The sequence below is a fragment of the Mesorhizobium sp. BAC0120 genome (genome assembly GCF_033542235.1).
GTDB lineage: Bacteria > Pseudomonadota > Alphaproteobacteria > Rhizobiales > Rhizobiaceae > JAWRCU01.
Genome location: NZ_JAWRCU010000003.1, coordinates 448694 through 461612, shown reverse-complemented (window position 1 = coordinate 461612; position 12919 = coordinate 448694). Strand labels below are relative to the sequence as shown.

Below are 12919 nucleotides of genomic sequence, written 5' to 3'. Positions count from 1 at the left end.
TATGCGGGCCTCCAGTTCGGGATCATGCTCCAGAAAAGACGCTGGGCATCTGCGCCGCACGCCGTTAACCCTCTGTTAAACATACGCTTGCGTTAGCGTGCGCACAGGCGCATTTTTCAAGTTCCCGGTCGTGCAGGCTCGTGACACTTGCGTAAGAACCTCTGACCGGCAAAACAGCGGCAGTTTCAGGGGCGCATCGATGAGCGGGGTTTCGATGGAAAGCGGCAAAATGGTCAGGCTCGCGGAGCGCCGCATTTTCTCGCAATCCTTCAAGCCGCTCTACAATGAGGGCATGGGGCTGGTCGAACAGGCCGCGGAATATCTCGACGGCAAAGGTCGCGCCGAAGCGAAGCGCCTATCGCGGCTCGCCGCCACCCTCTATGCGGCCGAATCGATGCGACTGACGACCCGGCTGATGCAGGTCGCTTCCTGGCTGTTGCTGCAGCGCGCCGCCAATTCCGGCGAGATGAGCCGCGATCAGGTTGCTTCGGAAAAATCCAAGGTGCGGCTCGACACGGCTTCCGCACATGACGACGCACCTGGCTGGGACGAGTTGCCTGCCGACTTCCGCGACCTCGTCAACCGCTCGCTCAGCCTGCAGGCGCGCGTGCGCCGCCTCGACGAGGAAATCTACGGCAACGCCCGGCTCGCGCCGCCCGAGACAGGCCGCAAGGGCAACCCGGTCTCCGATCAGATCACACTTTTGAAGACGGTGTTCGCAGGCGGCTGACTCTCTTATTCCGCGTCAGCTTTGACGAAGGCGGCCAAACCGGCGAAGAGCCCGTCAAACAACGGAAGCGCGAGAAAGGCCGAGAGCAGGATCAGCCCGAAAGTCACCAGCCGGTAGGTGTTCTCGCTGGCGTGGTGGAAGAGTTTTCCGCCGATGGTGAGGCCGACGAAGTAGAACGGCGCCGAGATCAGCCCGACAATCACGAGCGGCCATTGCAGCAGGCCCGCGGTCCACAGCACGACCGCGGAAATCAGCGCCTCGAGCGCGAAGAAACTCATCAGATTGGCCCGCACGATGGCCGCCGTGTAGTCCGATGCCATCCAGTAGGCTATGACCGGTGGCCCGGGAATGGCGGCGATGCCGGAAAGCACGCCGGCAACGCTGCCGGCGCCGAACGAAGTGGCGAGATTGCGAGGGCCGCGGTAGCGATAGTTGAATGCGAGCACTGCGACGGAGGCGAAGATGGTCAGGGCAATGATCCATCGCAATGTCTTCACGTCGCCATGCACCAGAATGAAGACGCCAAGCGGGTAGAGCAGGAAGAGGCCGACGAAAGCTGGAAACACCTCGTTCCAGCGCGCAATGCGAATGGCCGGAATGGTGATCGGCAGCGCCGGCAGCGAGTCGAGAATTAACATGATGACCAGTGCTGCGGTCGGGCCATAAACCGCGCCGGCGACCGGCGCCACGATCATTCCGGAGCCGAAGCCCGCCAAGCCTCTCGCCACGCCGGCGACCAAGACAACGGCGACAAGAACGGCTAACGCCAGATCGAGCGTCGGGAACATCATTCGATACTCGATGGATCGCCCCTTTCCCCTGGGAAATCCCCTTTCCCCTGGGAAATCCTACTCCGCTTTGCTGATAGCTTATTGAGCAAGACGACGGGCGCGGATGTGCCAGCTAGCGAAGGTGGAAAGTTTCTGTTTTGTTCGTAATTCTCAGCGATAGAGTGCGCGCATGGCTGCGATTCGCATCATCGGCATAGACCCCGGCCTCAGGCGCACCGGCTGGGGCGTCGTCGACACGTCAGGCAATGAATTGCGCTTCGTCGGAGCCGGCACGATCAAATCCGACGACAAGGAAGCGCTCGCCACCCGGCTTTGTCAGCTGCATGACGGATTGTCGGCCATTATCCGCCAAACCGCGCCGGTCGAAGCAGCGGTCGAGGCGACCTTCGTCAACAAGGATGCCTCGGCGACGCTGAAGCTCGGTCAGGCGCGCGGCATAGCCATGCTGGTCCCGGCCCTCGCCGGGCTTGCGGTCGCGGAGTATGCCCCGAATGCCGTCAAGAAAGCGGTGATCGGCGTCGGCCACGGTGAGAAGCGCCAGATCCATATGATGGTTCGCGTGCTGATGCCGAAGGCTCGCTTCGACAGCGATGATGCAGCCGACGCGCTGGCGATCGCCATCTGCCATGCCCATCACCGGCAGAGCGCCGTCGGTCGGTTGGCGGCACTGGCATAGAGTGGCGCGTGTGTTCTTGACTTGTTCTCGTTCGCCCTATACGTAATACCCAAGAGGTATTACCATGCGCGTTACCGTAAAAGGTCAGGTCACCATTCCGAAACCGGTTCGTCGCAGTCTGGGCATCAAGCCAGGCTCGCAGGTCGAGTTTATCTTGCGTGAGGGCGAGGCGGTCCTGCGTCCGGTCGATTCGGAAGCCAGCGTTCGCGAAAAGGAGGTGGCCGAATTCATGTCGCACCTCAGGAGTTTTCGTGGAGCGATGGACCTCGGTGGCCTGACAACCGACGAATTCATGGCGCTTCTGCGGGATTAGCATCCAAACGATGCCGACAATCGTCGACACGAATGTCCTGGTCGATTTCTTCAGCGCAGAGTCGCCTTGGCGTTCTTGGTGCGATACGCAAATCGAGCAATCACGCCGCCTCGGGGCAATCGTCATCAACCCGATCATATTCGCGGAACTTGCAGCGGGCTTCCCGACGATGGAACTCTTGGATGCGGCGCTGGATCCGACGAAATTCCAACGCGAGGATTTGCCCTGGGAGGCGGCCTTCATGGCCGGCAAGGCCTATCTCGGTTATCGCCGCTCGGGCGGTGACCGCCGCTCACCCCTGCCGGACTTCTATATAGGTGCGCATGCGGCCGTGAGAGCTTACCGTCTCCTTACGCGCGATCTCGGACGGTACCGCACCTACTTCCCCTCGCTCGAAATCATCGCTCCAGACACCCATCCATGAACGGGCAACACCCATGATCGGCAAGCTCACCGGCATTCTCGACGAGGTCGGCGAGGATTATTGCGTCGTCGACGTGCACGGCGTCGGCTATGTCGCCTATTGCTCGGCGCGCACGCTCTCCGTCCTGCCGGCCTCCGGCGCGGCGGTCACGCTCTTCATCGAGACCTATGTGCGCGAAGACATGATCCGCCTCTACGGCTTCGAGACGGCACTTGAGCGCGAATGGTTCCGGCTCCTGCAGAACAACGTTCAAGGCGTCGGCGCCAAGGTGGCGCTGGCGGTGCTGTCGACGCTGTCGCCCTCGGATCTCGCCAATGCGATTGCGCTGCGTGATATCGCCATGGTCGCAAGGGCGCCGGGCGTCGGCAAGAAGGTCGCCGAGCGCATCGTGACCGAGCTCAAGAACAAGGCGCCGGCCTTTGCCGGCGCGGCTTCCGGCACGATCGGGCTGAAACAGGAGCTCGGTGACGGCGTCGCGCCGGTACCTGTCGCCGACGCGGTCTCGGCTCTCACCAATCTCGGCTACTCGCGCGACATCGCCGCCAATGCGGTGGCGGCGGCGATGAAGGTGGCGGGTGATGGTGCGGATTCGGCCAAGCTCATCCGGCTTGGGCTGAAGGAGCTGGCGCGGTGATTGTCGAATCCATCCTTTCTTACTACTTTTAAAAAGTAAGGAGCTCGCGCCTGAGTCGGAAAAATGGGCACGTTTGCGACAATGACCTCGAAGGGACAACTGACGATCCCAAAGGAAGTGCGCGACGAGTTGAACCTCACGTCCGGCACCCGATTCTATGTGACGGTCCGGAATGGAGAGGTCGTAGCGCGACCCAAGAACAAGCGACTCGCTGATCTAGCCGGAATTCTCGGAAAACCCCCGACGGGCGAGACTTTGACGATTGAACAGATGAACGAAGCGATAGCGGACGCGGTTGCCGAGGATGACGAGCGTATCAAGCGCGAGTGGCATGAGGGCATCGAGTGATCGGCCTGGATACCAACATACTGGTGCGCTTCCTGGTGGATGACGATCCGGTACAGAACGAAAAAGCCAGAGTGTTCCTGTCCTCGCGCAGTTTCGACGATCCCGTTTTCGTCAGCGCAGTCACGATTGCCGAAACCGTGTGGGTGCTGAACCGCCGACTGAAGTTCCCGATTGCCTCCGTGATCGCGATCCTTCGTGACCTGCTGGCAAGCGACGGAATGATCGTGGAGCGCGCAGACGAACTTGGACAACTCATTGCGGCCGACGCTATTCCGGGTACCGACATTGCCGACTATCTAATCGCATGGGCAGGCACCTCGGCGGGCTGCTCCCATACCATAACCTTCGACCGACGTGCCGCCGGATCCGTCCCCTCCATGGAGCTCCTCGCGTGAGTTCCGCGCCCCGCCTCATCTCGTCTGAAAAGCGGAGCGAAGACGCGGATGCGCCGCTGCGTCCACAGTCGCTCGACGAGTTCATCGGCCAGAAGGCAGCGCGCGAGAATCTGAAGGTCTTCGTCGAGGCGGCGAAGACGCGCGGCGAGGCGCTGGACCATGTACTGTTCGTAGGCCCGCCCGGCTTGGGCAAGACGACGCTTGCGCAAATCATGGCGCGCGAGCTCGGCGTCAATTTCCGCTCGACCTCCGGCCCGGTGATCGCAAAGGCCGGCGACCTCGCAGCGCTTCTCACCAATCTGGAGGACCGCGACGTCCTCTTCATCGACGAGATCCACCGGCTGAGCCCGGCGGTGGAAGAGATACTCTATCCGGCGATGGAGGATTTCCAGCTCGACCTCATCATCGGCGAAGGCCCCGCCGCGCGCTCGGTCAAGATCGACCTCGCCCGCTTCACGCTGGTTGCGGCCACTACCCGCCTCGGCCTCATCACCAACCCGCTGCGCGACCGTTTCGGCATCCCCGTCCGACTCAATTTCTATACGGTCGAGGAGCTGGAACTGATCGTCAGGCGCGGCGCGCGCATCCTCGGCCTGCCGCTCGGCGATGACGGCGCGGTGGAGATCGCAAGACGCGCGCGCGGCACGCCGCGCATCGCCGGCCGACTGCTTCGTCGCGTGCGCGACTTCGCGAGCGTGGCCGGCGCCACGCTCGTTTCACGGGCCGTAGCGGATGCGGCGCTTACCCGGCTGGAGGTCGACGCGCTCGGACTCGATCAGCTCGACCGGCGCTATCTCACCATGATCGCGCAGAATTTCGGCGGCGGCCCGGTTGGCATCGAGACGATCGCGGCGGGCCTTTCGGAGCCGCGCGACGCGATCGAGGACATCATAGAACCCTATCTCATTCAGCAAGGCTTCATCCAGCGCACGCCGCGCGGACGCGTGCTCACCGCCAATGCCTGGAAGCATCTCGGCCTCAATGCGCCCACGGATCTGGCGCAGCAGCAGGTCAGCCTGTTTCAGGAAGAGGATCGAGGCGTCTGATCACCACCGCGGTTGCCTGCGGCTACCCGACGGTTCCTCCTTCTCGGCTGTGGCGTTCGGCGCCTATGCGGTCGGCTTCGAGCCGATGATGCTCACGCACCTCATGTGCTAGAAAGAATAACGGCCGATTTCGTCGAACCTCGATTGGGAATCCGTCCCGGCGGACTGCTCGCGCCCTTTGAGGATTTCGCCCGCTTTTTCACGCAGCGCCGCATCCAGCTTTCTGTCGCTATCGCCACCGGGGTCTTTCATTGCGTCGAGCACCTCGCGCAATGATACGCCAAGCTCGTCGAGACCGAGCTTCTTCTCAATCGCCATGATCTCCCCGTGCGTCATCTTCGCAACAAGCTTGTCGATCTCACGCGCCATGTCCCCGGCATCGGCAAAGTCGTCCAGATCGAACCCGAACGCTTTTCCAACGCGTTCCATCAGATTGATCTTGAGCTTGTGCGCGTCGACGTAGTTCACGCTGAAGATAGAATCGAACGCGAACGAACTGACCTGCGCGGGCGCGCCGAAACCTGAAGATGCCGAGTCCTGGAGATTGCCGCTGAGCGTCGACAGCGGCGCCTGTCGCCCCGAGCGGACAGCGATAGTTGCCGCCGTGCTGCGGGTTACGTCGGCCATGAGCAGGTTGGCCGTACGTAGCGAGTCGAGTGCGTGCATCTAGTCAGCCTGGCTTTCGGACGATCGCAAGCTAAGGTTGTAGCGCTTAACAAAATGCTACCTTGCAGGGGGCAAGCTCCGCATCATATCCATGACTTCGGGCTCGGCCTTGCGTTCGCCGAACTCCTCGACGATTCCGAAGGAACCGCCATACTCCCAGATCGACCAGGGAAAGCCGTGGCGCTCTGCCTGCCCGATCATGTCCTTGATATAGGCCGCTCGTTCGGCGGCCGGCATGACAAAGGGATTGCCGTATTCCTGGCGGATCATGCCGAATTCGCCGAGATAGACGTTCTGTGGCTTGATACCGTTCTCCCGTGCCCATTTAGCAGCGATCTCGAAGGGCCGCGCGATCACCGCGTCGAGCTTCTCCTTGGTGTCAATCGTGGCGATCTGCTCGTCGAGATATTCCAGCATGCCTTGCCTGCGCGACCATGGCGCCTCGTTGCGGATGCGCTGCCTGATCTTGTCGAGCGCCGCATCGAGTTCGCTACGCGGCACGGCATAAGGCGGGTAGGAGAGCCCGGTCACGTAGCGGATGAAATCGGCGGCCCAGGTCGCGCCCTGGTGGGTGAGCAGGAATGGGTCGTAGGAATGGAAGACCCAAATTACATTGTCGTCGGGGATGGCCTTGGGGTCGATGCGGGCGAGCATTTCGGCGCTCGAATAGCAGGCGCCGGTCAGCATCAGTGTCAGCCGGGTCGCCGAAGCGCGCGCTGCTGCATAGAGCCGCTGCAGCCGCTCGGGCCAGTGGTCGGTACCGTCGCGCTCGCAGTCGATGACCGGCTCGTTCATGGGCTCGAAGGCGACCAGCGTCGGGTCTTCCCCCGAGAGTGCGCGCGCCATGGTCCGCACCAGCTCGACATAGCGGTCGAACATGCGTGGATCGCTCATCACCTCGGCCATTCCCGGCCCGCGCTTGCCGCCGGCAGGAATCAGGTGCATGTCGACCACCACCTTGAGCCCGACCTTGTTGATGAGGCGCGCGGACTCGACGACGGACGCCACGAGCCGGTCGCGGAAACCTTCCGTTTCCTCCGCCAGAAATGGCGAAGGATCGACCGGCATCCTGAGGAAATCGAATCCGGCCTCTTTCAGCGCGGCGAGGTCGCTCTCCTTCAGGCTCTTGCGCCATTCGGGATAGGGGAGCAGCACGTCGGGATCGGCCCAGCGATACTTGTCGGGCCAGGTCTGCCAGATGTCGAGGTTCAGGCCGCGTTTCATCGAGAAGGTGGCGGCGTGTGTTTGTGTCGCCGCAGTGGCAAGGAGCAGCGTAAGGACGAGCGCGACAAGGCTGCGAAGGTAGTTGGTCGGCCAAATCGCCAGCGATCGTGCTCTACGTTGCCCCCCTCTGTCCTGCCGGACATCTCCCCCGCAGGGGGGGAGATTGGACGTCACTAAAGGTTTCGCCAATCTCGAACGCTGGTGATTGGCGAAATCAATGCGGAAGTCCGATCTCCCCCCTTGCGGGGGAGATGTCCGGCAGGACAGAGGGGGGCGCGACAGAATGCCGGCCGACCCGGTTGGCGGCATGCCGTAGTCTCGCGCCAGCACCCACCAGCTCTTGATCAATCGCAGCATTGGTGACATCGACCCAGGAAAACGCGACAGATACCTGTCAGTTAGGTCGGCAAAAGGGAAGAGCGATGGGCGAAGATGGTGAACAGGACGGACTGACCGCCGGGCTCTCCGGTGCGCTCACGCCGTTCGGCCACCGCCTTGTGGCGCGCGTCTATTTCGCCGACACCGATTTTTCCGGCGTCGTCTACCATGCCCGCTACCTCGAATTCCTGGAGCGCGGACGCTCCGACTTTCTGCGTCTCTCCGGCATTCACCACACCGAGCTCCACGACGGCAAGCATGGTGAGCGGATCGTCTGGGTATTGCGGCGCATGGAGATCGATTTCCGCGCGCCCGCGAGGATCGACGATGTCCTCACCATCGACACCCGCACCGAGAAGATTTCGGGCGCACGCATCTTCATGGCGCAGCAGATCAGGCGCGGTGACGAAGTTCTGATAGACGCCAAGGTGGAAGCCGCGATCATCGGCGAAATCGGCCGGCCGAAGCGTTTCCCGAAGGAGTGGGTCGAGCGCTTCCTGCCGAGAGACTGACGGCGTCGTCTCTGCGCTGTTGTTCTTGCCGCGTGCCTAACTTTTAACCGCTGCAGTTTTGCGTTGCTGATCTTCGGTTGGAGGGCATGCTCCAACTAACGCATCCTTAACCATAACGGTTCATGAACGAACAAGCGGAAGTCGAACGGAAGTCTGTGCGCCTTCCTTTAACCAAATTTGGCCCCGAAAAGGCCGTCGAGGCGCACTTTTGGGGACAATCCGACTGCATCCGCGGCGGGCGTTACAGGAAGGTGCGCGGGGCCGGGCGACGAGCCGCGACCCGTTTCTTAGGGACCAATTGAAATGGAAAACATAGCACTCGCCGATACGGGCGCGCAGCTTTCGATTTGGGCCTTGTTCTGGCAGGCGGGATGGGTTGTCAAGCTTGTCATGCTCGGCTTGCTCGGCGCGTCGATCTGGACCTGGGCGATCATCTTCGACAAGGTCGTTTCCTATAACCGCATGCGCGCCGCGCTGAACCGATTCGAGCAGACTTTCTGGTCGGGGCAATCGCTGGAAGAGCTCTATCGTACACTTGCCGATCGCAAGACGACCGGCATGGGCGCGATATTCGTCGCCGCCATGCGCGAGTGGAAGAAGAGCTTCGAGAAGGGCGCGCGTTCGCCGCATGGCCTGCAGACCCGTATCGACAGGGCGATGGACCTGGCGCTGACGCGCGAGATGGAGAGGATGGAGAGCCGCCTCGGCTTCCTCGCCACGATCGGCTCGGCGGCGCCCTTCATCGGCCTGTTCGGAACCGTGGTCGGCATCATGACGTCGTTCCAGGCGATCGCCGGCTCGAAGTCCACCAATCTCGCGGTTGTCGCTCCCGGCATCGCCGAGGCGCTGCTCGCCACTGCCATCGGCCTGCTTGCGGCCATTCCCGCCGTCATTGCCTACAACAAGCTGTCGTCCGACGCCGGCAAGATCGCGGGCAGGATGGAAGGCTTTGCCGACGAGTTCTCCGCGATTCTTTCGCGGCAGATCGACGAAAAATCGATGGCCAAGGCCGCCTGAGGAGCAGCACATGGGAATGTCCGTGGGGACTGAGGGACGCGGCGGGCGCGGCCACAGACGGCGCGGCCGGCACAATCGCCTGATGTCGGAAATAAACGTCACGCCCATGGTGGACGTGATGCTCGTGCTGCTCATCATCTTCATGGTCGCGGCGCCGATGTTGACCGTCGGCGTGCCGATCGACCTGCCGGAGACACAGGCCAAGGCACTGAACGCGGAAACGCAGCCAATAACGGTATCAATCGACCAGCAGGGCCAGATCCATCTGCAGGAAACCGAGATCCCCATCGACGAGGTCGTGCCGAAGCTGCAGGCGATCGCGCAGACGGGCTACAAGGAACGCATCTTTGTACGTGGTGACAAGGCGGCCGACTACGGCACGGTGATGAAGGTCATGGCTCGCATCGCGGCGGCTGGCTACAACAATCTCGGCCTCGTCACGGCGCAGGAACAGGACAAGTGAAGGCTGATGAAGGCCGGCCTCACCTCATCGCTCGTCATGCATGCTGCGCTGATCGGCTTCGGCCTGTTCACGCTGTCGGCGCCGCGTGAGTTCCAGGTGGCGGATGTCGAGGCGGTTTCCGTCGATGTCGTCCCCGTCGAATCCATCACCCAGACGCAGCAGGGCGACAAGAAGGCGCCGATGAAGGAGAAGCCGGCGCCGATGCCGACCAAGAAGCCGACCATCGTGCCCGACGCGACCAAGGTCGGCGAGGCGGATGTCGACAACGACAAGAAGCCGACGCCGGAGCCGACACCGCGGCCGGTCGAGGCCAAAGACGCGCCGGCGCCTTCGCCCAATCCGACACCAAAGCCGGACACGAATGTCACCAAGGAGCCGGTGAAGGAAGCCGAGAAGAAGCCAGCCTCAACGCCGGCCACCGAGGTGGCTCCGGCTCCCCAGCCGAAGCAGGACGTGAAACCGGACCCGGTCGCCGAGACGATCGTCGCCGAAACGCCCAACGCCGAAAGCGTCAACCTGCCCAATTCCGCGCCATCACCTGATGCGCGGCCGAAGCCGCCGCAGGCCGAGACGGCCAAGACTCCTGATCGCAAGGAGGCTGAGAAGCCGGAGGTCAAGCAGGCGAGCAAGCCGAAGTCGGAAGAAAAGCAATTCAACGCGGACGAGGTCGCAGCGCTGCTGAGTAAAGAGAAGCCGTCTGGCGGCGGCGCCAAGCGCTCGAGCCAAGAGGCGTCGCTGGGCGGTGACAAAACGACAAGCGGCCAGACGCTATCGCAGAGCGAGATGGACGCGTTGCGCGGCCAGATCGAGCGCTGCTGGAACGTCCCTGCGGGGGCAATGGACGCCCAGAACTTGAAGGTTTCCGTTCAATTCAAGCTCAACCCGTCCGGCGAACTGGAAGGTAGTCCTCAAGTCATCTCCGGCGGCGGCGCTGACGGCATCCAGCGCGCCGCAGCGGAATCGGCTCGTCGTGCCGTGATGAAATGTGCCCCGTACAACCTGCCAGCCGAGAAATACGAGGCATGGGCAGACGTGGTTGTGAATTTCGACCCGAGCGACATGTTCTGATTGCCGGTAGCGACTATCCAAGAGGTACAGTTGATGCAGAAATTCCTGAAGACGGTTCTGGTCGCGGCAGCACTCGCCGGCGCCTTCGCGGTCGCTGCGACGTTGCCTGCTCGCGCGCGGATCGAGCTCGATATAAACAAGGGCAACATCGAGCCGCTGCCGATCGCGATCACCGACTTCGTGTCGCAGGGCGGCATCGGCGCGGAAATTTCCTCGATCGTGGCGGCCGATCTGAAGCGTTCCGGACTGTTCGCGCCGATCGACAAGGGCGCCTTCATCGAGAAGATCAGCAATCCGGACGCTCAACCCCGCTTCGACGACTGGAAGGTGATCAACGCCCAGGCGCTAGTCACCGGCCGCGTCACCCAGGAAGCCGACGGCCGGCTTCGCGCCGAGTTCCGCCTCTGGGACACTTTCGCCGGCCAGCAGTTAGAGGGCCAGCAATATTTCGCCAACAAGGCGAATTCCCGCCGTGTGGCCCACATCATCGCCGATGCGATCTACAAGCGGCTGACCGGCGAGTCAGGCTATTTCGATACACGCGTCGTGTTCGTTTCCGAATCCGGGCCGAAGAACAAAAGGCAGAAGCGGCTCGCCATCATGGACCAGGACGGCGCCAATGTCCGTTACCTGTCCGACGGCCGCTCGATCGCGCTCACGCCGCGCTTCTCGCCGACGCGCCAGGAAATCACCTACATGTCCTATGAAAGCGGTCAGCCGCAGGTCTATCTGCTGCAGATCGAGACCGGACAGCGCGAGCTCGTCGGCAACTTCCCCGGCATGACCTTTGCGCCGCGCTTTTCACCCGACGGGCAGAAGGTGATCATGAGCCTGCTGCGCGACGATGGCAATTCGAATATCTTCGCCATGGATTTGAGGAGCCGCGCCACGACGCGGCTCACCAACTCCAACGCGATCGATACCTCGCCCTCCTATTCGCCCGACGGCAGCCAGATCGTGTTCACCTCCGATCGCGGCGGCCGTGCGCAGATCTATGTGATGAACGCGGACGGCTCCGGCCAGAAACGCATCTCCTTTGGGGATGGGGTCTATTCGACGCCGGTCTGGTCGCCGCGCGGCGACCTGATCGCCTTCACCAAGCAGGCGGGCAGCGAGTTTCAGATCGGCGTCATGAAGACCGATGGCTCCGGCGAGCGCATTTTGTCGAGCGGCTTCCAGCAGGAGGGGCCGACCTGGGCGCCGAATGGCCGTGTGCTGATGTTCTTCCGCGAGGCTGCGGGTTCCGGCGGGCCAAAGCTCTATTCGATCGATCTCACCGGCCGCAACGAGCAGGCCATCCCGACTGCCAGCTTCGGCTCGGACCCGGCCTGGTCGCCTCTTCTCGAATAGTCCGAAATCCGGCTGAGCTCTTTGCGGCATGATCCTATCCGAAACCTCTGCAAGTTTTCGGGATCATGCTCGCGTCTTTGGTTCCAGCATGATCTTGCCCGAAAACTCTGCAGCTTTTCGGGATCATGCTCGAAAGGCCTAATTTCCATGCCGGCGCCGCGTTTTGGCCGTATTTCCGACCATGGTGCGCGCTGATTGTGGGCATGGGACAACCGCGCATGGGGATGCGCGGCAACGGTTGATTAACGGTGTTTGTTGAGCGTCGGTTAACCTAAACGTGGTTACTGGATGTTCAAACAATTCACGCGAATTCTAAGGAGAGAGGCGGGAATGCGCTTCATCGCAGCTTTAGTCAGGAGTCCGGTCGCAATCGCGCTGGTGGTTTCGCTTGCCGTCGCCGGTTGTGCGTCGAAAAAGTCAATGAATTCGGCGTCCGATCTCGGCCTCGGCGGCGCAGGCGCGGCGACCCCGGGTTCGGCGCAAGACTTCACCGTCAATGTGGGCGACCGCATCTTCTTCGACACGGACTCCTCGTCGATCCGCGCCGACGCGCAGCAGACGCTGAGCAAGCAGGCGGTGTGGCTCAATCAGTACAGGAACTACGGCATCACGATCGAAGGCCATGCCGACGAGCGCGGCACGCGCGAATACAACCTCGCGCTCGGCGCCCGCCGCGCCGCCGCGACGCGTGACTTCCTGATCTCGAAAGGCGTCGCCGCGAACCGCATGAAGACCATTTCCTACGGCAAGGAGCGTCCGGTCGCGGTCTGCGACGACATCTCCTGCTGGAGCCAGAACCGCCGTGCGGTGACGGTGCTGAACGGCGCCGGCAGCTGATCGAACTGCGCAGAGCGGCGTGCGTTCATGTCGGATCGCTACGCCGC

At 62.3% G+C, this 12919-nt stretch carries 17 protein-coding genes; 14 read left to right on the top strand and 3 right to left on the bottom strand.

The features are described 5' to 3' along the window. Positions 1–199 precede the first annotated feature (199 nt). Positions 200–730 (top strand): DUF1465 family protein, encoded by a 531-nt coding sequence (locus tag SAZ10_RS09065; protein WP_318608874.1) that lies wholly within the window; start codon positions 200–202, stop codon positions 728–730. Positions 731–735: 5 nt separating this feature from the next. Here the strand turns inward: SAZ10_RS09065 and SAZ10_RS09060 are convergent, their stop codons facing one another. Next, positions 736–1521, bottom strand: a complete 786-nt coding sequence (locus SAZ10_RS09060; RefSeq protein ID WP_318608873.1) for a sulfite exporter TauE/SafE family protein — start codon at positions 1519–1521, stop codon at positions 736–738. Between the two features lie 169 nt (positions 1522–1690). On the opposite strand from SAZ10_RS09060, the gene ruvC reads away from it, so the two are divergent. From ruvC to ruvB, 7 genes are all read left to right on the top strand, one after another. After that, complete coding sequence (gene ruvC, locus SAZ10_RS09055) at positions 1691–2197, top strand: crossover junction endodeoxyribonuclease RuvC (protein WP_318608872.1); 507 nt, start codon at positions 1691–1693, stop codon at positions 2195–2197. Positions 2198–2261: 64 nt separating this feature from the next. Then, on the top strand, positions 2262–2510 hold the full coding sequence (locus tag SAZ10_RS09050; RefSeq protein WP_318608871.1) for an AbrB/MazE/SpoVT family DNA-binding domain-containing protein: 249 nt from the start codon (positions 2262–2264) through the stop codon (positions 2508–2510). 10 nt (positions 2511–2520) lie between these two features. After that, entirely contained in the window at positions 2521–2934 is a 414-nt protein-coding gene (locus tag SAZ10_RS09045) for a type II toxin-antitoxin system VapC family toxin (RefSeq protein WP_318608870.1), read from the top strand. 13 nt (positions 2935–2947) lie between these two features. Beyond that, complete coding sequence (gene ruvA, locus SAZ10_RS09040) at positions 2948–3568, top strand: Holliday junction branch migration protein RuvA (RefSeq protein ID WP_318608869.1); 621 nt, start codon at positions 2948–2950, stop codon at positions 3566–3568. Positions 3569–3631: 63 nt separating this feature from the next. Further along, positions 3632–3916, top strand: a complete 285-nt coding sequence (locus tag SAZ10_RS09035; protein WP_318608868.1) for an AbrB/MazE/SpoVT family DNA-binding domain-containing protein — start codon at positions 3632–3634, stop codon at positions 3914–3916. After that, on the top strand, positions 3913–4311 hold the full coding sequence (locus SAZ10_RS09030; protein ID WP_318608867.1) for a type II toxin-antitoxin system VapC family toxin: 399 nt from the start codon (positions 3913–3915) through the stop codon (positions 4309–4311). The genes SAZ10_RS09035 and SAZ10_RS09030 overlap by 4 nt, the downstream gene beginning before the upstream one ends. Continuing rightward, complete coding sequence (gene ruvB, locus SAZ10_RS09025) at positions 4308–5357, top strand: Holliday junction branch migration DNA helicase RuvB (RefSeq protein ID WP_318608866.1); 1050 nt, start codon at positions 4308–4310, stop codon at positions 5355–5357. The genes SAZ10_RS09030 and ruvB overlap by 4 nt, the downstream gene beginning before the upstream one ends. Positions 5358–5465: 108 nt before the next feature. On the opposite strand, the gene SAZ10_RS09020 is transcribed toward ruvB, so the two are convergent. Together SAZ10_RS09020 and SAZ10_RS09015 are read right to left on the bottom strand one after the other, a co-directional pair. Then, entirely contained in the window at positions 5466–6023 is a 558-nt protein-coding gene (locus SAZ10_RS09020) for a hypothetical protein (RefSeq protein WP_318608865.1), read from the bottom strand. A 57-nt stretch (positions 6024–6080) separates the two neighbouring features. Next, complete coding sequence (locus SAZ10_RS09015) at positions 6081–7295, bottom strand: glycoside hydrolase family 5 protein (RefSeq protein WP_318609125.1); 1215 nt, start codon at positions 7293–7295, stop codon at positions 6081–6083. Between the two features lie 374 nt (positions 7296–7669). Here SAZ10_RS09015 and ybgC point away from each other — a divergent pair, with 374 nt between their 5' ends. The 6 genes from ybgC to pal all read left to right on the top strand — a co-directional run bounded on the left by ybgC (position 7670) and on the right by pal (position 12872). Continuing rightward, positions 7670–8137: a tol-pal system-associated acyl-CoA thioesterase gene (gene ybgC / locus SAZ10_RS09010; RefSeq protein ID WP_318608864.1), complete on the top strand. Its 468-nt coding sequence runs from the start codon at positions 7670–7672 to the stop codon at positions 8135–8137. A 303-nt stretch (positions 8138–8440) separates the two neighbouring features. Further along, positions 8441–9154 carry a protein TolQ gene (gene tolQ, locus SAZ10_RS09005; protein ID WP_318608863.1) on the top strand — a complete coding sequence of 238 codons (714 nt, stop codon included), beginning with the start codon at positions 8441–8443 and terminating at the stop codon, positions 9152–9154. Between the two features lie 10 nt (positions 9155–9164). Next, the gene (gene tolR, locus SAZ10_RS09000) at positions 9165–9617 is read left to right on the top strand and encodes a protein TolR (protein WP_318608862.1); all 453 of its coding nucleotides are present in this window, start codon (positions 9165–9167) and stop codon (positions 9615–9617) included. A 6-nt stretch (positions 9618–9623) separates the two neighbouring features. Continuing rightward, complete coding sequence (locus SAZ10_RS08995) at positions 9624–10685, top strand: hypothetical protein (RefSeq protein ID WP_318608861.1); 1062 nt, start codon at positions 9624–9626, stop codon at positions 10683–10685. A gap of 33 nt (positions 10686–10718) precedes the next feature. Continuing rightward, positions 10719–12035: a Tol-Pal system beta propeller repeat protein TolB gene (gene tolB / locus SAZ10_RS08990; protein WP_318608860.1), complete on the top strand. Its 1317-nt coding sequence runs from the start codon at positions 10719–10721 to the stop codon at positions 12033–12035. Positions 12036–12365: 330 nt separating this feature from the next. Continuing rightward, a complete protein-coding gene (gene pal, locus SAZ10_RS08985; RefSeq protein WP_318608859.1) occupies positions 12366–12872 on the top strand; it encodes a peptidoglycan-associated lipoprotein Pal in 507 nt (168 codons plus the stop codon). The last annotated feature ends 47 nt before the right edge of the window (positions 12873–12919 follow it).

Excerpts from the sequence above, each read along its gene's own strand:
- SAZ10_RS09060 (WP_318608873.1), bottom strand. The coding sequence starts at position 1,521 with ATGATGTTCCCGACGCTCGATCTGGCGTTAGCCGTTCTTGTCGCCGTT.
- tolQ (WP_318608863.1), top strand. The coding sequence starts at position 8,441 with ATGGAAAACATAGCACTCGCCGATACGGGCGCGCAGCTTTCGATTTGG.
- SAZ10_RS09020 (WP_318608865.1), bottom strand. The coding sequence starts at position 6,023 with ATGCACGCACTCGACTCGCTACGTACGGCCAACCTGCTCATGGCCGAC.
- tolB (WP_318608860.1), top strand. The coding sequence starts at position 10,719 with ATGCAGAAATTCCTGAAGACGGTTCTGGTCGCGGCAGCACTCGCCGGC.
- tolR (WP_318608862.1), top strand. The coding sequence starts at position 9,165 with ATGGGAATGTCCGTGGGGACTGAGGGACGCGGCGGGCGCGGCCACAGA.
- SAZ10_RS09045 (WP_318608870.1), top strand. The coding sequence starts at position 2,521 with ATGCCGACAATCGTCGACACGAATGTCCTGGTCGATTTCTTCAGCGCA.
- SAZ10_RS09050 (WP_318608871.1), top strand. The coding sequence starts at position 2,262 with ATGCGCGTTACCGTAAAAGGTCAGGTCACCATTCCGAAACCGGTTCGT.
- pal (WP_318608859.1), top strand. The coding sequence starts at position 12,366 with ATGCGCTTCATCGCAGCTTTAGTCAGGAGTCCGGTCGCAATCGCGCTG.
- SAZ10_RS09035 (WP_318608868.1), top strand. The coding sequence starts at position 3,632 with ATGGGCACGTTTGCGACAATGACCTCGAAGGGACAACTGACGATCCCA.
- ruvA (WP_318608869.1), top strand. The coding sequence starts at position 2,948 with ATGATCGGCAAGCTCACCGGCATTCTCGACGAGGTCGGCGAGGATTAT.
- ybgC (WP_318608864.1), top strand. The coding sequence starts at position 7,670 with ATGGGCGAAGATGGTGAACAGGACGGACTGACCGCCGGGCTCTCCGGT.
- SAZ10_RS09065 (WP_318608874.1), top strand. The coding sequence starts at position 200 with ATGAGCGGGGTTTCGATGGAAAGCGGCAAAATGGTCAGGCTCGCGGAG.
- ruvC (WP_318608872.1), top strand. The coding sequence starts at position 1,691 with ATGGCTGCGATTCGCATCATCGGCATAGACCCCGGCCTCAGGCGCACC.
- SAZ10_RS08995 (WP_318608861.1), top strand. The coding sequence starts at position 9,624 with ATGAAGGCCGGCCTCACCTCATCGCTCGTCATGCATGCTGCGCTGATC.